At 73.3% G+C, this 20,601-nt stretch carries 17 protein-coding genes; 13 read left to right on the forward strand and 4 right to left on the reverse strand.

Annotated features, from left to right (window positions below):
* Positions 1–100 precede the first annotated feature (100 nt).
* From CLT74_RS26745 to CLT74_RS26775, 7 genes are all read left to right on the forward strand, one after another.
* Positions 101–865: a GNAT family N-acyltransferase gene (locus tag CLT74_RS26745; RefSeq protein ID WP_099850004.1), complete on the forward strand. Its 765-nt coding sequence runs from the start codon at positions 101–103 to the stop codon at positions 863–865.
* Positions 862–1,851, forward strand: a complete 990-nt coding sequence (locus tag CLT74_RS26750) for a lysophospholipid acyltransferase family protein (protein WP_099850006.1) — start codon at positions 862–864, stop codon at positions 1,849–1,851. Before CLT74_RS26745 ends, CLT74_RS26750 begins: the two co-directional genes overlap by 4 nt.
* A gap of 72 nt (positions 1,852–1,923) precedes the next feature.
* Positions 1,924–2,625, forward strand: a complete 702-nt coding sequence (locus CLT74_RS26755) for a response regulator transcription factor (RefSeq protein ID WP_099853003.1) — start codon at positions 1,924–1,926, stop codon at positions 2,623–2,625.
* Positions 2,622–4,172, forward strand: a complete 1,551-nt coding sequence (locus tag CLT74_RS26760) for a sensor histidine kinase (RefSeq protein ID WP_099850008.1) — start codon at positions 2,622–2,624, stop codon at positions 4,170–4,172. The genes CLT74_RS26755 and CLT74_RS26760 overlap by 4 nt, the downstream gene beginning before the upstream one ends.
* A gap of 65 nt (positions 4,173–4,237) precedes the next feature.
* Entirely contained in the window at positions 4,238–5,773 is a 1,536-nt protein-coding gene (locus CLT74_RS26765) for a trypsin-like peptidase domain-containing protein (RefSeq protein WP_099850010.1), read from the forward strand.
* A gap of 174 nt (positions 5,774–5,947) precedes the next feature.
* Positions 5,948–6,619, forward strand: coding sequence for a BON domain-containing protein (locus CLT74_RS26770; protein ID WP_099850012.1), 672 nt, complete (start codon positions 5,948–5,950; stop codon positions 6,617–6,619).
* A 148-nt stretch (positions 6,620–6,767) separates the two neighbouring features.
* A complete protein-coding gene (locus CLT74_RS26775; RefSeq protein ID WP_099853009.1) occupies positions 6,768–7,829 on the forward strand; it encodes a glycosyltransferase family 4 protein in 1,062 nt (353 codons plus the stop codon).
* Between the two features lie 13 nt (positions 7,830–7,842).
* On the opposite strand, the gene CLT74_RS26780 is transcribed toward CLT74_RS26775, so the two are convergent.
* On the reverse strand, positions 7,843–9,519 hold the full coding sequence (locus tag CLT74_RS26780; RefSeq protein WP_099850013.1) for a serine/threonine protein kinase: 1,677 nt from the start codon (positions 9,517–9,519) through the stop codon (positions 7,843–7,845).
* A 182-nt stretch (positions 9,520–9,701) separates the two neighbouring features.
* Between CLT74_RS26780 and CLT74_RS26785 the strand changes: the two genes are divergently transcribed.
* The 6 genes from CLT74_RS26785 (at position 9,702) to CLT74_RS26810 (ending at position 17,133) form a co-directional block, all read left to right on the forward strand.
* Positions 9,702–10,532, forward strand: coding sequence for a patatin-like phospholipase family protein (locus tag CLT74_RS26785; RefSeq protein WP_099853014.1), 831 nt, complete (start codon positions 9,702–9,704; stop codon positions 10,530–10,532).
* Complete coding sequence (locus CLT74_RS26790; RefSeq protein ID WP_099850015.1) at positions 10,532–11,548, forward strand: 1-acyl-sn-glycerol-3-phosphate acyltransferase; 1,017 nt, start codon at positions 10,532–10,534, stop codon at positions 11,546–11,548. Before CLT74_RS26785 ends, CLT74_RS26790 begins: the two co-directional genes overlap by 1 nt.
* Positions 11,549–11,557: 9 nt before the next feature.
* Complete coding sequence (gene cutA, locus CLT74_RS26795) at positions 11,558–11,878, forward strand: divalent-cation tolerance protein CutA (protein WP_099850017.1); 321 nt, start codon at positions 11,558–11,560, stop codon at positions 11,876–11,878.
* Positions 11,879–11,926: 48 nt separating this feature from the next.
* Positions 11,927–15,580, forward strand: a complete 3,654-nt coding sequence (locus tag CLT74_RS26800; RefSeq protein ID WP_099850019.1) for an SCO7613 C-terminal domain-containing membrane protein — start codon at positions 11,927–11,929, stop codon at positions 15,578–15,580.
* A gap of 114 nt (positions 15,581–15,694) precedes the next feature.
* Positions 15,695–15,988, forward strand: a complete 294-nt coding sequence (locus tag CLT74_RS26805) for a 4a-hydroxytetrahydrobiopterin dehydratase (protein WP_099850022.1) — start codon at positions 15,695–15,697, stop codon at positions 15,986–15,988.
* Positions 15,985–17,133 (forward strand): FHA domain-containing protein, encoded by a 1,149-nt coding sequence (locus CLT74_RS26810; RefSeq protein WP_099850024.1) that lies wholly within the window; start codon positions 15,985–15,987, stop codon positions 17,131–17,133. The genes CLT74_RS26805 and CLT74_RS26810 overlap by 4 nt, the downstream gene beginning before the upstream one ends.
* Before the next feature lie 54 nt (positions 17,134–17,187).
* Here CLT74_RS26810 and rocD read toward each other — a convergent pair whose 3' ends face one another.
* The 3 genes from rocD to CLT74_RS26825 form a co-directional block, all read right to left on the reverse strand.
* Complete coding sequence (rocD, locus tag CLT74_RS26815; protein WP_099850026.1) at positions 17,188–18,402, reverse strand: ornithine--oxo-acid transaminase; 1,215 nt, start codon at positions 18,400–18,402, stop codon at positions 17,188–17,190.
* Positions 18,399–19,214: a dimethylargininase gene (ddaH, locus tag CLT74_RS26820; RefSeq protein ID WP_199172431.1), complete on the reverse strand. Its 816-nt coding sequence runs from the start codon at positions 19,212–19,214 to the stop codon at positions 18,399–18,401. The genes rocD and ddaH overlap by 4 nt, the downstream gene beginning before the upstream one ends.
* Positions 19,215–19,630: 416 nt before the next feature.
* The gene (locus CLT74_RS26825) at positions 19,631–20,590 is read right to left on the reverse strand and encodes a thrombospondin (RefSeq protein ID WP_099850030.1); all 960 of its coding nucleotides are present in this window, start codon (positions 20,588–20,590) and stop codon (positions 19,631–19,633) included.
* Positions 20,591–20,601 lie beyond the last annotated feature (11 nt).

Consider the following 20,601-nt stretch of genomic DNA (forward strand, 5'->3'; position numbering starts at 1 on the left):
GGCCGGCGCGGCGGGTCGGCCACCGGTCGCCGACCGGCGTTCACCGGATCGACACCGCTGGTCACCGGGACCGGCAACCCCCCGGCGCTACACAGAGGGCATGGCCGTTCTGCCAGCCGTGGACGTAGCACTGACGACCAGCGGCTACACCCTTTCGATAGCCGACAACCCCAGCCAGGTCGAGGCCGCGCAACGCCTGCGTCATCAGGTGTTCGCCGGCGAGTTGGGCGCCACCGTGTCCCACGACACGACCGGCCTCGACCGTGATGCCTTCGACACGTACTGTGACCACCTGGTGGTGCGCCAGGAGGGCAGCGGCGAGGTGGTGGGTACCTACCGACTGCTCCCGCCAGGACGCACCAACCGGCGCTACGCCGAGGGTGAGTTCGACCTGACCGCACTCGACCCGTTGCGGAGCCACCTTGTCGAGGCCGGCCGGTCCTGCGTACACCCCGCGCACCGCAGCGGCGCGGTGATCAACCTGATGTGGGCGGGCATCGCCCGCTACCTGCACCTGCGTGGGCTGCGCTGGCTCGGTGGTTGTGCCTCCGTACCGGTGGCCGACGGCGGCCTCGCCGCCGCCGAGGTCTGGGCCCAGGCGCGGGCCAGGCACCTGTCGCCGCCAGCCCTGCGGGTCCGGCCACTGCGACCCTGGTTCGCCGAGCCGGGTGCGCCGACCGAGCCGGTCACCGGATCGGCCAAGCTGGTCCCGCCGCTGCTCCGCGGCTACCTGCGGCTCGGTGCCCAGGTCTGCGGCGAGCCGGCGTACGACCCGGACTTCGGGGTGGCCGACTTCTACGTCCTGCTCTCCATGGACCGGATGAATCCGCGTTACCTGCGGCACTTCCTCGGCGGGCAGCCATGACCACGCTCTGGCGGCCCACTTCCGGCTGTGGCCCCGACTGCCTGCCCGGCCCCGGCGAGGCTTCCACCGCCTCGGCGGTGCGGCAACTGGGCCGCGCCGCCGGCCTGCTCGGCATGCTCGGGCTCGGCGTCGGGCTGGCGGCAGTGCTCCCGATCCTGCCGACCCGGGAACGTCAGGCCGCGTTGCGCGGCTGGGCCCGTTCCACGGCCCGGGTCTGCGGCGTACGCCTCGACGTGCGCGGTCGTCTGCCTCGGCGGCGAGTCCTGCTGGTCGCCAACCACGTCTCCTGGTGGGACGTCCTGGCGCTGCTGGCGGTCGCGCCGGCCCGACTGGTGGCCAAGCGGGAGGTGCGCCGGTGGCCGCTTGTCGGCCTGCTCGCGCACGCGGCCGGCACCGTGTTCGTGGACCGTTCCCGTCCCCGCGAACTGCCCGCCACGGTGGGCCGGGTCGCCGCGGCGTTGCGGTCGGGCCGCTCGGTGGCGGTGTTCCCCGAGGGCACCACCTGGTGTGGCGCCGCAGCCACCTGTCGTCCGCCTACCGGTTTCCGGCCGGCGATGTTTCAGGCCGCGATCGACGCCGGGGCGCCAGTGGTGCCGCTGCGGATCGGTTACCGCTGCGGCGTGACCGGCGCAACCAGCACCGCACCGGCCTTCGTCGGCGACGAGAACCTGGTGCGGTCGGTGCGCCGAATGCTCGCGGTCCGGAGGCTGACGGTCTGCGTCGACATCGCCGCGCCGCTGCACCCGGGACGGTCCGCCGACCGACGGGCGCTGGCCCGGGTCGCCGAGTCGGCAGTGCATCTCGTACCGTCGCCGGCCACGCGGACCGCGCCGGTGACCACCGAGCCCATGCCCGAGCACCTGGTACGCGTGCCGGCCCGGCCCGACGCCGGCCCGATCGTGCTTCCGGCGGCGACCCGGCCCCCGGCGGCGACGTCACCGGGGGATCCGTCGACCGGGGAGCGGGAGCTGCCGCTGGCCGCCTGACCGATCCCGCTCACAGGCTTTTTCCAGGATCCGCCCAGCGCGGGCGCAGTGTCTGCGCGGATGATGGGCGGCATGGCCGCTACCCAGACCGAGGCGCGACTGCTCGTCGTCGAGGATGACCCCAACATTCTCGAACTGCTCTCCGCGAGCCTGCGCTTCGCGGGATTCGACGTGGCCACCGCCACCAGCGGCAGCGCCGCGCTGAGCGCGGCCCGTGACCATCGCCCCGACCTCGTGGTCCTCGACGTGATGCTGCCGGACCTCGACGGCTTCGAGGTGATCCGGATGATGCGCGAGGGCGGCACCCGTACGCCTGTGGTCTTTCTCACCGCCCGGGACGCCACCGACGACAAGATCCGCGGGCTCACCCTGGGCGGGGACGACTACGTGACCAAACCGTTCAGCCTGGAGGAGCTGACCGCCCGGATCCGGGCGGTGCTGCGCCGTACCAGCACCGGCGAGCAGGCGCCCGCCCGGCTCACCTTCGCCGATCTGGAACTGGACGAGGAGACCCACGAGGTCTATCGGGCCGGCCAGCGGGTGCAGCTCTCGCCCACCGAGTTCAAACTGCTGCGGTACCTGATGCTCAACGCCAACCGGGTGCTGTCCAAGGCGCAGATCCTCGACCACGTCTGGAACTACGACTTCCGGGGCGACGACAACATCGTCGAGTCGTACATCTCGTACCTGCGCCGCAAGGTCGACACCACCGATCCCCGGCTGATCCACACCCTGCGTGGCGTCGGGTACGTCCTGCGCAAGCCGGCGGCGTGAACGCGGTACAGCAGGTCAAGTACCGGCTCCGCGCGGTACCGCTGCGGGTCAAGCTGGTCGCGGCCGTGCTGACCCTGGTCGCCGCTGCGCTGCTGGTGATCGCCTCACTGACCACGATCTTTCTCCGCAGCTACCTGGTCGACCAGGTGGACGGGGAGCTGACCAGCGCTGTCGATACCATCGAGAGCGACCTGGCGAACAAGCCCTGGGCGGAGGTCTACATCCCGCCCGACTCGGTCATCCCCACCGACTACGTGGTGGTGGTGACCAGCCGCAGCAGCGGGCTGGTCTCGGCCTACGGGTTCGACGAACGCCGGTTCGACGTCGCCGACCTGCCGCCCTGGCCCCAGGACGCCGCCGGCTTCCAGCAACTGGCCGGGAAACCGTTCTATACCCACGCGCGCGGCACCGACGTGCGCTGGCGGATGCTCTACACCGAGCTTCCCAACGGGCAGTGGGCGGCGATCGGGCAGCACCTCACCGACGTGGAGCAGGCGGTGAAGCGGCTCATCTGGATCGACCTGCTCGTCGGTGGAGCGGTGCTGGTGCTGCTCGCCTCGATCGGCGCGGCGATCGTCCGGACCAGCCTCAAGCCGCTTGTGGAGATCGAACGTACCGCCGCCGCCATCGCCGGTGGTGATCTCAGCCGCCGGGTGCCCGACCCGGAGGACGGCCAACCCTGCCCGACCTCGGAACTGGGCCGGTTGTCCCGGGCCCTGAACGCGATGCTCAGTCAGATCGAGATGGCCTTCACCGCCCGGGCGGCGTCGGAGTCCGCGGCCCGGGACGCCGCCGAGGGGGCCCGTGCCTCCGAGGCCCGGGCCCGCCGCTCCGAGGAGCGGATGCGGCAGTTCGTGGCGGACGCCTCGCACGAACTGCGTACCCCGCTGACCACCATCCGCGGCTTCGCCGAGCTGTACCGCCAGGGTGCGGCCCGGGCCCCCGAGCAGACCTCGGACCTGCTCCGCCGGATCGAGGACGAGGCGGCCCGGATGGGACTGCTGGTGGAGGACCTGCTGCTGCTGGCCCGGCTGGACCGCGAACGGCCGCTCTCGCTGGCTCCGGTGGAACTGCCGGTGCTGGCGGCGGACTCCGTGGCGGCAGCCCGCGCGATGGCGCCGGACCGTCGGATCGAACTGGAGATCGAGCCCGGCTCCGGTCCGCTCGTGGTACGCGGCGACGACGCCCGCCTGCGGCAGGTGATCGGCAACCTGATGACAAACGCGCTGCGGCACACCCCGCCCGGTGCGGCCGTGACGCTGCGGCTGCGCGCCGAGCCCGGGAACCTGGCGGTGATCGAGGTGGCCGACACCGGGCCGGGACTCACCGCCGAGCAGGCGGAACGGGTCTTCGAGCGCTTCTACCGGGTGGACGCCTCGCGTACCCGCAGGACCGACGGCAACACCGGCACCGGTCTGGGCCTGGCCATCGTCGCCGCGTTGGTGACCGTGCACCAGGGCACCGTCGAGGTGACCGAGACGCCGGGCGGTGGTGCCACCTTCCGGGTACGGCTGCCGCTCGCACCGGCCACCGACATCGACAACTAGTGATTTTCAGCCAATCCTCAGTTCAGCCCAAGGCGGGACGCAGAGCGATGGGAGAAGGTAGGGGCATGACCGAGTACGAGTCCGACCCGCGCCGGCCGGCCCCCACCGACGCCGAGCCGTCGCAACCCGAGCTGTCCCGCGCCGAGTACGCGCGGTCCGACTCCCCGTCCGCAGCCCGTCCCGACGCCGACCCGACGGTCGAGGCGCCGACCGTACCGGTGCGGGCCGTCGACCCGTCGTCGGTCGGCCCGGACGCCGCGCCGAGCCAGCCGGGCGACGGCGTCGGCTCGCCGGTGGCGACGCAGCCGGTCTCCGGTCAGCCCACCTGGGCGCCGGCCGGCACTCACCAGCACCAGCAGCATTACCAGCACCCGTACCAGCCGGGTACCCGCTACCCAAGCAATCCCTGGTATCCCGGCCAGCCTGCCTGGAGCGGCGGGCAGCCGACCGGGCCCGGTGCCGGGCAGCAGCCGGGGTATCCGGGGCAGCCACCCGGAGTGTCGAGCGGCTACCCGGGTCAGCCGGCCCCGTGGGCACCCACCCCGTCCAACGGGCCCCGCCCCGGCCGGATCGCCAAGCTGGCCGGCGCCGGCGTGGCGGTGTTCGCCCTGATGCTCGGCAGCGGGGTCGCCGGTGGGGCCCTCGCCCTCGCGCTGAGCGACGGCGGCGGGATCACCCGCACCTACAGCGCCGCGCCCGTGATCGACGGCGCCGACCTGCCGCGCATCGCCGCGTCGGTGCAGGACAGCGTCGTGTCCATCAGCACCGGCAGCGGCGAGGGCTCCGGCGTGGTGCTCAGTGCCGACGGCTACGTGCTGACGAACAACCACGTGATCGCCGGGGGCGCTGACACGGTCCGGGTCTTCTTCGCGGATGGCACCAACACCCAGGCCGAGGTGGTGGGGACGGACCCGAAGACCGACCTCGCGGTGCTGAAGGCGAACGGGTTGACCGACCTTCAGCCCGCCACCCTCGGCGACAGCGACGCGATGCAGGTCGGCGACCAGGTGCTCGCGCTTGGCAGTCCACTCGGCCTGCAGGGCTCGGTCACCGCGGGGATCCTCAGCGCCCGGGACCGCACCATCCAGGCCGGTGGCGGTCAGCAACTCCCCGGCCAGGCGGTCAGCTCGATCTCGGGGCTGTTGCAGACCGACGCCCCGATCAACCCGGGCAACTCGGGTGGCGCACTCGTCAACACCCGGGGTGAGGTGATCGGCATCAACACCGCGATCGCCACCGCCGGGCAGGGCAGCACCGGCAACATCGGGGTGGGCTTCGCCATCCCGAGCAACAAGGCCAAGGACGTCGCCGAGAAGCTCCAGCGGGGCGAGAAGGTCAGCCATCCGTCGCTGGGCGTCAGCGTGAACGCCGCTCCCGACGGCGGTGCGCTGATCGGCGCGGTGAACCCGGGCAGCGCGGCCGAGCGGGCCGGGCTGCAACAGGGTGACGTGATCACCCGGTTCGGGGACAAGGCGATCAACGACTCCAACGACCTGGTGGCCGCCGTCCAGGCCGGCAAGGTCGGTGACCAGGTCGAGGTGACGTACCAGCGAAACGGCACCGAGGCGACGGCAACCGTGACGCTCGCCGAAGCGTCCTGACGGACAGACCTGCTTCCTCCCTCCGGGGCGGCGGGTGGCGCGGCCAAGGGGGTTGGCCGCGACACCCGCCGCCCTTCCTCTTTGCGGGGGTTCACCCGGACCGGGTGAACCGGGCTCACCCCGCTGCCCGGCAGCCTCGGCCGAGAAGACCTGTGGAGGCGGACGGGGGGGCCAATGACCACGACGACGGCGACCCGGAACGATGACCGGATCCAGCGCGATGTGCTCGACGAACTCGCCTGGGACGCGCAGGTGCGTTCGACCGACATCGGGGTGAGCGTGCGCGACGGCGTGGTGACGCTCACCGGCGGCGTGGACAGCGCCGCAGACAGGTGGGCGGCGGTGCGCGGCGCACAACGGGTACGTGGGGTGCGGGCGGTCGCCGACGACATCGAGGTACGCCCCACCGGACCTGTCGACGTCACCGACGGCGACCTGGCGATCGCGGCCAGCCGAGCGCTGGAGTGGAACAGTTTCGTACCGGCCGAGCGACTGGACCTCACCGTCTCCGACGGCTGGATGATGCTGCGCGGCGCCGTGGAGTTCGGTTGGCAACGGCGTACCGCCGAGCGGGAACTGCGCCGGCTGCGGGGCGTACGCGGCGTCACCAACCTGGTCGAGGTGCGGCCCGCCGCCCCGGTCGACGTCGACCGGATCCGCACCGACGTGCAACGTGCCCTGATGCGGGGCATCGGCACCGAACGGGTGGTCGTCCAGGTGCGCGGCGACACGGTGACGCTGAGCGGGGTGGTGCGTTCCTGGTGGGAGCGCGATCAGGCGGAACGGATCGCGTGGTCGGCCGAAGGCGTCTGCATGGTACGGGACCAACTGCTGGTGGGCGGCTGAACCGGCGACCCCACGCCCGTTTGTCCGGGCCGGGACCGGGAAGACGCTCGATTCCAGGCTGGCGCCGATCATCGTCGACGCCTCCGGACCGCGACAGGGAGGGTACGTGGCCGACAACCTTGCGCGTGAGCACCGGTTGCGGATCGCGATGGTGGTGCCGCCCTGGCTGTCGGTGCCGCCGCCGGGCTACGGCGGCCTGGAACAGGTGGTGGCCGGTCTGGTCGACGCCCTGATCGCCCGGGGTCACGCGGTGACCCTGATGGGTGCCGGTGCGGCCCACGGCACCGCCGCCGACTTCCTCGCCACCCTCGACGAGTTGCAGTTCGACCGCCTCGGCGAGGCGCTGCCCGAGCTGGCTCACCTGGCCCGGGTCAACCATCTGCTCAGTCCCGCCGACTTCGACATCGTGCACGACCACAGCACGATAGGTCCGCTGGTGGCCGGCCGGCGGGAGGTACCCACTGTGGCGACAGTGCACGGCAATCCGGTGGGCGAGTACGGGACGGTGCTCAGCGACACCGACCGTGGGGTCGGCCTGGTGGCGATCTCACACACCCAACGGGCGTTGAATCCGCACCTGCCCTGGGTGGGCACGGTACACAACGCGATGAGCCTGGACGACTTCCCGCGCAAGGACGTCCCCAGTAACGGCCCGGTGCTGTGGCTCGCCCGGTTCAGCCCGGACAAAGGGCCGGAGTTGGCCATCCGCGCCTGCCGGGCGGCCGGTCTGCCGCTGGTGCTGGCCGGCAAGTGCAACGAGCCCGCCGAGCGGCGCTACTACGACGAGGTGATCCGGCCGATGCTCGGGCCGGACGTCACGGTGGTGCTCGACGCCGACCGGAAGGCCGTGCTGCGCCTGCTGGTCGAGGCGCGCTGCCTGATCATGCCGATCCAGTGGGAGGAGCCGTTCGGCATCGTGATGCTGGAGGCGATGGCGACCGGCACACCAGTGGTGGCGCTGAACCGGGGAGCGGTGCCGGAACTTGTCCGCCCCGGGGTGAGCGGGTTGATCTGTCAGCAGCCGGACGAGTTGCCGGCGGCGCTGCGGCGGGCCGCCGACCTCGACCCGAGGGACTGTGTGGCACACGTGGCCCGGACCTTCTCCACCGAACGGATGGCCGTCGGCTACGAGGAGGTGTACCGCCGCTTCCTCGCCGCCGCGACCCCGCGTGGCGCGGTGCGCGAGCCGGCGCCTGTCACTCCGGCGTGACGGGACGTGCCGCTCACACCTGCGCGGCGCCGAGCGCGGTGATCGCCGCATCCAACTGCTGTGCGTACGCCTGACTCAACCCGTTCTCGCGCAGCCGGGTGGAGACCTTCTCCCGGAGTCGGGCGACCCCCGGCCCCAGCTCGCCCTCGCCGCCGGTCACCGCCCGGGTGAGGTTGCGCAGCTCGTTGCGCAGGTCGAGGCCGACGTCCTCGCGGATGCCCCCGTCGGCGAGACCGGCACCGATCACCTGGTCCAAGCGGTTCGCGGCCTCGACGAGGCTGTCGCCACCCGCCGGCGGGTTCGGTGCGCCAGATGTCGCCGACGGCGTCGGCTGGGTGGACGGCACGGCGGTCGGCGAGGCGCTGGCGGTGGCCTCCGGCAGGACCGGGTCGGGTGACGCGGTCGGTCCGGTCGTGGGCAGGACGGCGGGCGGCCCGTCGTCGTCCTCCTTCAGCAGTGCCGGCACCGCCAGCGCCGCGGCGATGAGCGTGGCCAGAGCCGCCGTAACGAGCAGCGGGCGACGTAGCCGCCGGGGGTCGGCACCGGTGACGGGTGCCGGGCGCGGCAGCCGTCGTCCCCGCCCCGGGTCGGCAGTGGAGACCGGTGCGGGCCCGGCCTCCACTCCGGTACCGGTCCCGGCGTCGCTCCCGTCCGGGTGCCTGCCGGTGTGGTCAGCGACGCCGGTGGCGGCCGGGATGCCCGCCGCCGCGCCGGAGACGACCCCGGTGAGGGCGGGCTGGAAGGCCGTGGGGCCGGCGGGCGGTGGCACCCAGGCGGGGACCGGGGCCGCGTCGGCCCGTCCCACCGAGGGCAGGGTGACGGTGGGAGCGAGCATCGTGTTGGCCTGCGGATCGGCGGGCAGCATCTGGTCGCGCAGCACGGTGGCCACCTGCCGGGCCGTGGGGCGGTCGGCAGGATCCCGCGACAGGCAGCGCAGGCAGATCTCGGCCACCGTCGTCGGCAGCCCCGGCACCTCGGCCAGCGACGGCGGTGGCCCGTCGGCGAGCGCGACGGTGAGTTCGTCCCAGGTGTCCGCCGGATACGGCACCCGCCCGGTCAGGGTCTCGTGCAGCAGGACGCCGAGCGAGTAGACGTCGGTCGCGGGTTGGGCCGGAGCGCCGTCGAGCCGTTCCGGTGCCACGTACGCGGGAGTGCCGAAGGTGGCACCGTCCTCATCGTCGTCGGGGGCGCCGATCCGGGTGGCGATGCCGAAGTCGAGCACCTTCGCGCCGACCTGCGTCATCATCACGTTGGCCGTGGTGATGTCGCGGTGCACGATGCCGAGTCGGTGGGCGGCGGCCAGCGCGTCGGCGACCTGTGCGCCGATCTCCACCGCCTGCGGCCACGGCAGCGGGCCCTCGGTGAGCCGGAACTCCAGTTCCTCCCCGGAGAGCAGTTCCATCACCACGAAGGAGGTGATGGCGCCGTCCGGCGACACCGTCTCGCCGTAGTCGTGCACCGAGGTGACGTTCGGGTGGACCAGCTGGGCGGCGGCTCGGGCCTCCTCCCGGACCATGTCGCGGAACCTGGCGTCGGCGGCCAGTGACGGGGCGAGCACCTTCAGTGCGACCACCCGGTCGAGTACCTCGTCGTGGGCCCGCCAGATCACCGACATGCCGCCGGAACCGATCTGGTCGATCAGCCGGTATCTGGTGGCCAGCAACCGGCCGGGCTGCAGTGCTGGCTTCACGGATCGCACCTGCCTCGTAGGTGGGAGCGGTATCAGGTTGCGCGAATGTTGCCCCACTGTCAACGGCCCTCGATGCGACGGGTGCCTCCGGAGCGGTGGGTGTCGCGTCGGGTGGGCGCTCGGCGTCGCGCCGGGGCGTACGGGTGGGCCCGTCGGTGCCCGGCCGTGCCAGGATGAACGGCATGGCGCGGGGACCTGTGGCTTTCGTGCTCGGCGGCGGGGGAGTCCTGGGCGCGGTCGAGGTGGGCATGTTGCGGGCCCTGTTCCGGGCCGGGATCCGGCCGGACCTGGTGCTCGGCACGTCGATCGGCGCGGTCAACGGCGCCCTGGTGGCCGCCGACCCGTCCGAGGCGGTGACCGACCGGTTGGTCCGGCTCTGGGCCTCCCCGGAAGCCAGTGAGGTGTACGGCGACTCGGTCGCCCGGCAACTGCGGCGTTTCGCCGCCCGTACCCATCTGCACTCGCCCCGGCCGTTGCGCAAGCTGTTGGAGAACGAACTCGGTGCCGAGACCACCTTCGCCGACCTGACGATTCCGTTCCGCTGCTGCGCGGCGAACATCGAGCGCGCCGCCGAGCACTGGTTCGTCAGCGGGCCGGTGGTGCCGGCAGTCCTGGCGTCCGCCTCGGTGCCGGGGCTGCTGCCGCCGGCCCGCATCGGCGACCAGCACTACGTGGACGGCGGGATCGTCAACTCCATCCCGATCGGCGAGGCGGTCGCGGCCGGCGCCGGCCGGATCTTCGTACTCCAGGTGGGCCGGATCGAGCGGGCGCTGGCACCGCCACGGCGGCCCTGGGAGATCGCCCAGGTCGCCTTCGAGATCGCCCGCCGGCACCGGTTCGCCAGGGAGATGGCCGCCCTGCCCGACGGGGTCGAGGTGCACGTGCTGCCGACCGGTGGGCTGGAGCCGCGTGACGACACCCCGTGGGCGTACCGGGACATGGCGGCGGTGGGCCGGCGGATCAGCCGGGCGTACTCGGCCTCCCGGCACTATTTGGCCAACCTGGACCGCTGATGCCGTTACCGCCGCGTTGGCTGCGCCGACTGCTGCTGGCACCAGGCGTGGTGCTGCTGGCGATCCTGTTGGTCACCACGGTGCCGTTGTGGGTCCTGCTGGCGCTCGCCGCGTCCCCGTTCGTCCCCGGGCACCTGCGTCCGTTGCGGTTGCTCTGGATCGGCTGCTTCTACCTGGTGTGGGACGCGGCGGCGCTGCTCTGCCTCTTCGTGCTCTGGGTCGGCTCCGGATTCGGCTGGCGGGTACGCTCACCGGCCTTCCAGCGGGCTCACTACGTGCTGGCCGGCTGGTTCCTGCGGGTGTTGTTCTGGCAGGCCCGGTGGACGCTGCGGTTGAGCATCGACGTGGTCGGCACCGACCCGGACACCGCACTGCCGGGCCGGCCGGAACTGGTGCTGTGCCGGCACGCCGGTCCGGGTGACTCGTTCATCCTGATCCACGCCCTGGTGAACTGGTTCCGCCGCGAGCCACGGATCGTCCTCAAGGACACCCTCCAATGGGATCCGGCGATCGACATACTGCTCAACCGGCTGCCGAGCCGGTTCATCGCGCCGGGGCACGACGGCCGGGGCTCGCTTACCGAGCAGGTCGGGCATCTGGCCACCGGGCTGGACGAGGACGACGCTTTCGTCATCTTCCCCGAGGGCAGCAACTTCACCCCGAAACGCCGGCTGCGGGCCATCGCGCGGTTGCGTGATCGGGGACACGAGCGGATGGCGCTGCGGGCGGAGGCGATGCGGCACGTGCTCGCCCCGCAGCCGGGCGGGCTGCTGGCGGCGCTGGACGCGGCACCCGACGCCGGAGTGATCTTCGTGGCCCACACCGGTCTGGACCGGATGCTCACCGTCAACGACGTGTGGCGTGAGCTGCCGATGGACAAGCGGCTGGTGATGCGGTTCTGGTCGGTGCCGCCGGAGGAGGTCCCGACCGACCGTAAGCAGCGCATCGACTGGCTCTACGAATGGTGGAGTCGGATAGACGAGTGGATCGCGACCAATCACGACGACGCGACGTAGGGTGCGCCTGTGGAGCAGATCAGCGTGGTGACGACGGTGGTCGACGCGCGGTCGGTCGCCGATCTGCTGGCCGCCGCAGCGGTGGCCGGGCGGCTGGCGGCCTGCGCGCAGGTCGGCGGTCAGGTGGACAGCACATACTGGTGGCAGTCGAGCGTGGAGACCAGCACCGAGTGGTCGGTGCAGTTCAAGACGGCACCGGACCGGGTCGACGCGTTGGTCGAGCAGTTGCGGGCCAGCCATCCCTACGAGGTGCCGGAGATCCTGGTCAGCAGGGTGGACTGCGGTCATCCGGGCTACGCCGCCTGGGTTTTCGAGCACACCCGCTCCTGAGTACGCGCACTCTGGCGTCGGGGGTACCCGGCGGTCGAGGATGACGGCGTGGACAACGCCTACCCCTGCCCGGCCTGCGGTTCGTCGGCAAATCTCGACTCCGGTTGCACCGGCTGCGGCCGGCCGCCGCATTCGGCTGCCGCCGAGGTGATCCGGCTCGACCGGGAGATCGACGTGCTGGGCGGTGAGGTGCAGCGGGCCCGTCAGGCGTACGAGGGGCTGGCCGGGCGGCTCGACGCGGTGCGGCGACGGCGGGCGGAACTGGCCGCCGCGGTCCGGGCCGAGTTCCCGGTGTCCGCCGCGGCACCTGGCCACCGCCCGCCGCCGGCCGTCGGCGGACTCCCGGGACCCGCTCCGGTGCCGGCCGCACCCGTGCCGGCTCCCGGCGGGCGGCCCGGTTCCGCGCTGGTTCGCCCGGGTGGTGCGGAAGCCTCGACGCGGACCGTGCAGGGTCTGCTGTTCGTCCTGGGTGGACTGCTGCTCGGCACGGCGGCGACGGTCTTCACGGCGGTGGCCTGGGCGTCGGTCGGGGTCGCTGGCCGTGCGGTGATCCTGCTGGCGTTCACCGCGCTGCTGCTGGCCGTGCCGCTGGTCGCCCGCTGGCGGGGGCTGCGCGGCACCGCCGAGACCTTCGCCGCCGTCGGGCTGCTGCTGGTACTGCTCGACGGTTACGCCGCCTGGTCTGTCGACCTGTTCGGGGTGACCGCCTGGCCGGGCAGCCGGTACGCCGCGCTGGTCGCGGCGGTCGGGGCGGCGGTGGCCCTGGGCTACGCCCGACTCAGTCGACTGGCCGTGCCGTGGTTCGCCGCGATGCTCGTCGTCCAGCCGGTACTGCCGTTGCTCGCGGCCGAGGCCCGCCCGGAACCGGCCGGCTGGGCGGTGGTCTTCGTCGGGGTGGCGCTCGTCGACCTGGCGGTGGTCGCCGTCCTGCGGCGACGCGCCGGTGCCGTCGCGAACGAGGGGGTCGCGACGACACCGGCGCTGCGGCTGGCCGGTGGCGCGCTGGCCTGGACCGGCTTCGCCGGCTGGCTGCTGCTCGCCGCCGGCTGCGCGTTGGTGCCGCTGCTCGTCGGCCGGGCGGGCGGCGTACCGCTGGTGGCCGGCGTGCCGATGCTGCTGGTGGCGCTTACCGCGCTCGGCGCGGCGTTGCTGGCCGGCGGCGAGCCGGCCCGGACGCTGGCGGGCGGCGCGCTGGTGCCGGTGCTGGCCGGTGCGATCGTCCGTCCGGTGGTGGAACTGCGCGCATCGGTGTGGCTGGTGGTGGCCGCGCTTGTCGCGGCGTTGCTGGCCGGCGCGATACGGCTGCTGCCGCGCAGCTGGCGGGCCGGTCCCCGGGTGGGGGCGTTGCTGGTGGCCGGCGGCGGAGGGCTGCTGGCGGCGGTGGCGGGGCTGGTGCTGGCCGGAGCCGCCGTGGTCCGGTCGTTGCCGCCGTGGCAGGGGGCCACGGCGGGTCCGGTGTTCGCGTGGGGTTGGCAACTGCCGGTGGCGGTGGCGCTGACCTCGGCGGCGGTGGCGTTGCTGCTGCCTCGGGCGGTGCGGCCGGCGGTGCTGGCGGTCGGTCTCGCCGCGATCGCGTTCGCCGCGCCGGTGGCCTGGGCCGCGTCGTGGCCGGCGGTGGTCGCTATCGACCTCGCGGTCGGGGCGGTGCTGCTGGTCGTGGCGGTGCTTCGTCCGACGTTGCCCACCGTGACGGTGCTTGCCGCGACGTCGGCCGGTGCGGCGTTGCTCGGGCACGGGCTGTTGGTCGGGCTGGCGGACCCGATCGGTGCCGGTGCCGCCTGCGTGGTGATCCTGGCCGTCGGCCTCGGCGTGGCGGTCGCCGGCCGATACGGCGATCCGGTGCGGCGGGCCGTGGCCGGGTCCGGTCTGGCCGCCGCGGTGCTCGTGGTGCCGGCGGGGACGGCGGTCGCGCTGATCGGCGTCGGTGCCCCGCCCTGGTGGCAGGCCCGGGGCGCGCTGGCCGCCGTCGCGCTGCCGGCGGTGGCGCTGCTCGCGCTGCGTCGATCCTGGCCCGAACTGGCCGGGTACGCCGCGACCGGGCTCGCCGTGGTGGGGGTGCTGACCGGCTTGTCGCCCCTGGTCGTGCCGGGCGCCGAGCGGGTGGCGGTGTACGCCTCGGTGGCGGCCTCGCTTGTCGCGCTCGCTGGATTCCGGGCCCGACCGGTGGGGCTGCTGCCGGTGGCCGGGCTGGGCCTGGCCGTGGTGGCGGTGCTGGCGGCCGTGCCGATGGTGGTGAGCGCGCTACTGACGCCGTACGGTCCGCCGCCCGCGCTCTGGTCCGGCGTCCCGGCTACCCGGTCGGCACCGGACGCGCTGCCGGTCGGCCTGGCGCTGGTACTGCTGGCGGTGGCGGCGGCCCTGGCGGCCTGGCCGGCGTCCCGCACCGACTCCGCGCGACAACGATCCGCTGACGAGGGTGGCGGCGAGCCCGGTGCTGCTGTTCCCGCCGGTGGCCGGGCCGCTGGCTGGCGGGTCGCCGGGTTGGCGCTGCCCTTCGTGGCCGCCGCCGGCCCGGTGCTGCTGGTCGCCGCCGCCGTGCCCTGGCCGGTGGTACCGGCGGCGGCACTCCTGGGCGGTGTGGCACTGCTGCTCGCTGTCGCGCTGTGGCCGCTGGCCGGTTCCTTCGTCCGGGCGGCGGTGCCCGTCGGTTTCGTGCTGGCGGTGGCCGGACTGCTCAACCTTCAGGCCACCGAGGCCGCGACGCTGGCCGGGCTGGGCCTGGTGGCGGTGGCGGCGACTGTCGTCGGAGTGGGTGCCCGTGACCTAGCGGTACGCGTGTCCGGCTGGCTGGTCGCGGTGGCGGCGGCGACCGGATTCGCGGTCACCGCACCGCTGGCCGGTGGGCAGCCGCCCCGGGTGGCGGCGTTCGCGGTGCTCGGCGTCGCCGCGCTCACCCTGCTGCTCGCCGCGATGCTGCCGGGCCGGGGGAGTCTGCCGGCCGCGGTGCCACAGCCGGCCGCGGTGCCACAGCCGGTCGCGGTGCCGGCGGGATCCACCCTGGCGGCTCCCGAGTCGTACCGGAGCGGCGCTCCAGCGGTGCTGCTGGGCCGGGTGCTGGACGCCGCCGCACAGGTGGTCGCGTTGCTCGCGCTGCTGCTCACCCTGGGCGCACTCCGGCACGCCGCGACGATCTGCGTGCTGTGGGGCGTCGCGATGGGTGTCCGGCTGTTGCGTCGGGACGAGTCGCTCGGGCGGCGCTGGGTCTTCGCCGGCATCGGCGGTGGCAGCGAACTGCTGGCCGTCTGGCTGCTCCTGGTGGCCGGCGGAGTGAGCGTGCTGGAGGCGTACACCGTGCCGCTGGCGGCGGTGGCGCTCGCCGCTGGCACGGTGGCGCTGCGGACCCGGCCAGGGCTGAACAGTTGGCTGGCGCTCGGTCCTGGCCTGGCCGCCGTGCTGCTGCCCAGCCTGACCGCTGTGCTGTTCGGCACCGACCCGCAGCCCGTGCGGCGGCTGCTGCTCGGCGCCGCCGCTCTCGTCGTGACGCTGCTCGGCGCGGTCCGCCGCTGGCAGGCACCCGTGGTGCTCGGCGGGAACACGTTGGCCCTGCTCGCCCTGTACGAGCTGGTGCGCGGTTGGGACCTGCTGCCCAGGTGGGCCTTCCTGGCCGTCGCCGGGCTCGCGCTGATCGGCCTGGCGACCACCTACGAGCGCCGCCGTCGCGACCTGCTGCGGCTGCGATCCGCCGTGGGCCGGATGAGCTGACGGCTGCCCGGGCCACTCGGCTGACCGCGACCCCTGCCACGGGTACCCGTCCAGCCGAGCGTCGGCCGGCCGCCACGATCAGGGGCGGCCGGCCGCCACCGGTAGGGTCTGGCCATGGCAGAGGTGCTCACCGCCGAGGCGGTGCGAAACGAGCTGGGTGGGCTGGCGGGCTGGTCGGGGGACCCCGCCGGGATCACCCGAACCGTGGAGCTGGCCAGCTTCCCGGACGCCATCACGGTGGTGGACCGGGTGGCCGCGACGGCCGAGGAACTGGACCACCACCCCGACATCGACATCCGGTGGCGCAGGGTGACCTTCCGCTGCGTGACCCACTCGGCCGGCGGTGTCACCGAGCGTGACCTACGGCTGGCCCGGCGGATCGACGAGATCGTGGAGGGTGCCCGATGAGGTTCGAGATCAGCAAGGTGTTGGACGCCATCGAGGGGCGGGTCTGCACCGATCCGCAGTTGGCCCGCGCGGTGCTGGACCTGGCGGAGATCATCCGCTATCAGGACCTCGACGGCGGTCGTCCGGCCAGTTCACTGCGCCTCGGTATGGTCATCGACGCGCTGGCGCGCAGCCTGGAGGAGGACAACGTCCCGGTCTACGCGGTGGTGCACCGGGGGATGCTCTCCGACGCCGACCTCACCTCCAACGAGCGGATGGTGGTACGCAGGTGGGCCGACGACGGCCTGGTGGAGGTGCTCGACAACCCCGGTGACCGGATGCTTGAGGTGGCCGACCTGCTCGGCCTGCCGGTGCTCAGCCGGGTCCGTTTTGACGGCCTGCGGGGACGGTTCCCGTGGCTTGTGGAGCAGCCGGGCCGGGTACTGGCCCCGGTGCCGGGTGCCGGCGGTCCGGTCTTCATCGCTCACGTCGGCGGCGGCCACACACCGGTCGCCGGGCCGCCCGCACCCGCCGGTGCCAAGCTGCTGTCCCGCGAATGGCGCTGTCCGGAGTCCGGCTGCACCCTGTTCGGCGGTGCCGGCGGCGGTGGCGCCTTCGCCGACCTGGCCCTGGTGGACCGCGCGCCGACCGGGCAGCCGCCACCGTCGCTGCGCAACGGCGTACCCACCTGTCCCCGGCACGGCGCGCGGTTGCGGGACGCCGGTCCCCGGCCGCGCAGCGAGGTTCTCGCGGTACGCGTCGGTGGCCTGATCCGCCGTCGCTTCGTGCTCACCGAGGAGCAGCCGGTGGTGATCGGCCGGGCGCCGGAGGGCTCCGGCGGCGTCATGCTCGGTCAGTGGCTCAACGACGAGGCGCGACGCTGGATCAGCCGTAACCATCTGCGGCTGGAGCTGCGCGGCGGCGACGTCGTGGCCACCGATGTCAGCACCAACGGTTCCGGCGTGCGCCCGGGCGGCTCCCTCGCGGAGACGGACCGGATCCCGCTGGCCCCGCAGCAGTCCCGGGTGCTCGGCAACGGTGACATGGTGGAGCTGTACCCGGGGGTGCAGGTCGGCCGCCCGAACGAGTTCCCGGCGGGAGCGCCGTACAACCCGGACTCGGTGATGTCCGAGGCGCCGACAATGGCGATGCGCCTGCCCCGCTGACGCCGGTGGGCGCCGGGACCGTGGTCCCGACGCCCACCGGTTCGGTACGGCCGCTCAGCCGGCCAGCACGGCGGCCACCTGCGCCACCGCGTGGTCGATCTCCTCCTCGGTGATCACCAGCGGCGGGGCCAGCCGGATGGTCGAGCCGTGCGTGTCCTTGGCCAGTACCCCCCGCTCCATCAGCCGTTCGCAGGCTTCCCGGCCGCTCATCAGGGACGGGTCGAGGTCCAGACCGACCCAGAGGCCCCGACCGCGGACCGCGACCAGCCCCTTGCCGATCAGCCCGCGCAGGCCGGCGTGCAGCCGCTCGCCCAGCTCGGCCGAACGGCGCTGGAACTCGCCGGTGGCCAGCAGCCGGACCACCTCGGTCGCCACCGCGCAGGCGAGGGGGTTGCCACCGAACGTGGAACCGTGCTGCCCGGGCCGCAGGACACCGAGCACGTCGGTGTCGGCGGCCACCGCGGAGACCGGCACGATGCCGCCGCCGAGCGCCTTGCCCAGCAGGTACATGTCCGGCACGACGCCCTCCTGCTCGCACGCGAACGTGGTGCCGGTGCGGCCCAGGCCGGACTGGATCTCGTCGGCGATGAACAGCACGTCGCGCTCGGTGCACAGCCGCCGTACGCCCGGCAGGTATCCCTCCGGCGGCACCACCACGCCCTGCTCACCCTGGATCGGCTCCAGCAGCACGGCGACCGTGTGCTCGTCGACCGCCTCGGCCAGCGCGGCCAGGTCGCCGTAGGGCACGACCCGGAAGCCCGGGGTGTACGGCCCGAAGTCCGCCCGGGCGTCCTCGTCCGTGGAGAAGCTGACGATCGTGGTCGTACGCCCGTGGAAGTTGCCCTCCGCGACCACGATGTTGGCCTGGCCGGCCGGTACCCCCTTGACCTGGTAGCCCCACTTGCGGGCCACCTTGATGCCGGTCTCGACAGCCTCGGCCCCGGTGTTCATCGGCAGCACCAGGTCCTTGCCGCACAGCGCCGCCAACTCCCGGCAGAAGTCGGCGAACTGGTCGTGGATGAAGGCCCGGCTGGTGAGCGTCAGCTTGTCGAGCTGGGCGTGTGCGGCGGCGATGAGCGTCGGGTGCCGGTGGCCGAAGTTCAGCGCCGAGTAACCGGCCAGGCAGTCGAGGTAGCGCCTGCCGTCCACGTCGGTCACCCAGGCGCCCTCGGCCGAGGAGATCACCACCGGCAGCGGGTGGTAGTTGTGCGCGGTGTGGCGCTCCGCGTCCTGCACCGCGGCAGGGGTCCGCAGCATGTCCTCGATCATCGGTTCGCCTTTCCCTGACGGAGTCGCAACGTGCAGCACTTCGGCCCGCCGCCGGCCTTGCGCAGCTCGGACAGGTCGACGCCGATCGTCTGGTAGCCCCGGTCGCGCAGCTTGGCGGCCAGGCCGGTGGCCTGCTCGGGCAGCACCACGTGCCGGCCGTCGCTCACCGCGTTGAGGCCGAGCACCTCCGCGTCGGCCAGGGTGGCGTGCACGGCATCCGGGAAGAGCCGGCGCAGCACGGCCCGACTGCCGGGCGAGAACGCCTCGGGCAGGTACGCCACGGTCCGCTCGTCGAGCACGGTCAGCGCGGTGTCCAGGTGGTAGAAGCGCGGGTCGACAAGTTGCATGGTGATCACCGGGTAACCGAAGACCTCCTGGAGCTGGGCGTGCGAGGCGTGCGCGGTGCGGAAACCGGTGCCGGCGAGCAGGTGATCACCGGCCAGCAGGACGTCGCCCTCACCCTCGTTGACGTGCTTCGGGTCGTACATCTCGAAGCCGGCGGCCTCGAACCAGGCGCGGTACGCGGGGGCCTCGTCGGCGCGCTGCGGGTCCCGGAACTGCACAGCCATCGCCCTGCCGTCGATCACGGTGCCGCCGTTGGCGGCGAAGACCATGTCGGGCAGGCCGGGTACCGGCGTGATCTCCTCGACGGTGTGCCCCAGGTCCAGGTAGACCTGGCGCAGCCGCTCCCACTGCCGGACGGCGAGGTCGACGTCGACCGGGGCGGTCGGGTCCATCCAGGGGTTGATCGCGTAGTCGACGGCGAAGTACGTCGGCCGGCACATCAGGAAGCGCTGGCGGGTGGCGTCCATCGTCATGTGTCCTGCTCCAAGCGTCGGGCGCGCCCGGCCACCGTCGGCCCACGGGCTGGCGCCGTGGCTCAACGGTATGCGGGTTCGACGAGCAGGATCCACCGCGAACCTTTGCATTCAGCGGCAGAACGTTGCGTTTACCACCCGTCCAACGGACTTTCATTGCGTGGGAACTCGGTCGGGCCGATTCGCTGGGTGGCTGTTCCTGATCGGCGGGGCCGGCATGTTCGGTCACGGTTCGCCGCCCGGACACACGTCAGGGGCGGCGAACCGCCCCGGACACACGTCAGGGGCGGCGAACCGCCGCCCCTGACGAGCGTGTGCGCCCGGCTGGTGAACCACCAGATCTGATCGGGCTACGGTCGGTTCCGCACCGACCGGTGCCGGTGCACCACCGGCGGGTCGAAAGGTGCCCGCTACAGGCGATCGACAAACTGTGAATCAAGCCACTCGCGGAAGCGGGCCACCAGGTCGCCGTCGGTGCTCGGCCAGTCGTACTGGCCGGTCATCGCCAGCACGCCGAGCACCACCGCGCCGAGGCCGAAGGCGATGCCGAGCAGCGCGTCGGACTTGCCGGCGATGTGCCGCCGTCGGGTCGCGATCAGCCCGAGCACAGCGAGCACGGCTCCACCCGCGCCCAGGGCGATGCCGTACCCGGCGAGGGTGCCGGTGAGCACGAAGAGGACGCCGGCGACGCCGACGATCAGGCCGAGCGTGGCCAGCAGACTGGCTCGGGGTCGCGGGCCGACAGGTGCCGGCGGCACGTCCCGGCTGGCCTCGTCGTCGGGGGTCCGGTCAGCGTCGACCACGCCGTTCCGCTCGCCGGCCCCGGTGCCGATGCCCCGCTCCCGGCCGGTGCCACGGTCCGCGTCGCCGGCCCGGTCGGTGGTGTGGAGGTCGTCGACGGTCCGGTCGCGGTCGCCGTCGACGGCGTGATCGACGCCGGTCGTCCGGTCGCCGTCGACGGTCTCGGGGGCGGCGGCGCGGGCGCGGCGGGAGCCCAGGACTGTGGAGCGAGCCGTGGCGGCTCGGGCCTCGGCGCTCCGCCTCGCATCGGGCTGACGGTCCGCCCGGTCGGTACCAACGGTCCGGTTGGTGGCCGTTCCGCCGGCGGCGACCTGCCCGGTGGCCCGTCCGGCGGTGGTCTGGTCGGCGCTGGTCCGGTCGGTGGCGGTTCGGCCGGTGGCCCGCTGACTGGTGGCCCGGTCGGTGGTGCTGTCGTCGGTCGGTGCACGGCGGGTGGTGCTGCCGTCCGTGCTGCCCTCGACGCCGGGTCGCTCGTCGGTACGGGTGTCGGTGGCGACCGTCCCGTCCCGGCCCTCGTCATCTGCCGGCGGCGCCGGTTCCCCCCGGCGTGACAGCGAAGGAAATCTCATAGGTTCACCTC

The organism is Verrucosispora sp. CNZ293 (genome assembly GCF_002754655.1).

Bases quoted from the DNA above. Each gene is read 5' to 3' on its own strand.
- rocD (WP_099850026.1), bottom strand. From the start codon at position 18,402: ATGATCGAGGACATGCTGCGGACCCCTGCCGCGGTGCAGGACGCGGAG.
- CLT74_RS26805 (WP_099850022.1), top strand. From the start codon at position 15,695: ATGGCAGAGGTGCTCACCGCCGAGGCGGTGCGAAACGAGCTGGGTGGG.
- CLT74_RS26775 (WP_099853009.1), top strand. From the start codon at position 6,768: ATGGTGGTGCCGCCCTGGCTGTCGGTGCCGCCGCCGGGCTACGGCGGC.
- CLT74_RS26755 (WP_099853003.1), top strand. From the start codon at position 1,924: ATGGCCGCTACCCAGACCGAGGCGCGACTGCTCGTCGTCGAGGATGAC.
- CLT74_RS26825 (WP_099850030.1), bottom strand. From the start codon at position 20,590: ATGAGATTTCCTTCGCTGTCACGCCGGGGGGAACCGGCGCCGCCGGCA.
- CLT74_RS26790 (WP_099850015.1), top strand. From the start codon at position 10,532: ATGCCGTTACCGCCGCGTTGGCTGCGCCGACTGCTGCTGGCACCAGGC.
- ddaH (WP_199172431.1), bottom strand. From the start codon at position 19,214: ATGGACGCCACCCGCCAGCGCTTCCTGATGTGCCGGCCGACGTACTTC.
- CLT74_RS26750 (WP_099850006.1), top strand. From the start codon at position 862: ATGACCACGCTCTGGCGGCCCACTTCCGGCTGTGGCCCCGACTGCCTG.
- CLT74_RS26765 (WP_099850010.1), top strand. From the start codon at position 4,238: ATGACCGAGTACGAGTCCGACCCGCGCCGGCCGGCCCCCACCGACGCC.
- CLT74_RS26745 (WP_099850004.1), top strand. From the start codon at position 101: ATGGCCGTTCTGCCAGCCGTGGACGTAGCACTGACGACCAGCGGCTAC.
- CLT74_RS26770 (WP_099850012.1), top strand. From the start codon at position 5,948: ATGACCACGACGACGGCGACCCGGAACGATGACCGGATCCAGCGCGAT.
- CLT74_RS26785 (WP_099853014.1), top strand. From the start codon at position 9,702: ATGGCGCGGGGACCTGTGGCTTTCGTGCTCGGCGGCGGGGGAGTCCTG.
- CLT74_RS26810 (WP_099850024.1), top strand. From the start codon at position 15,985: ATGAGGTTCGAGATCAGCAAGGTGTTGGACGCCATCGAGGGGCGGGTC.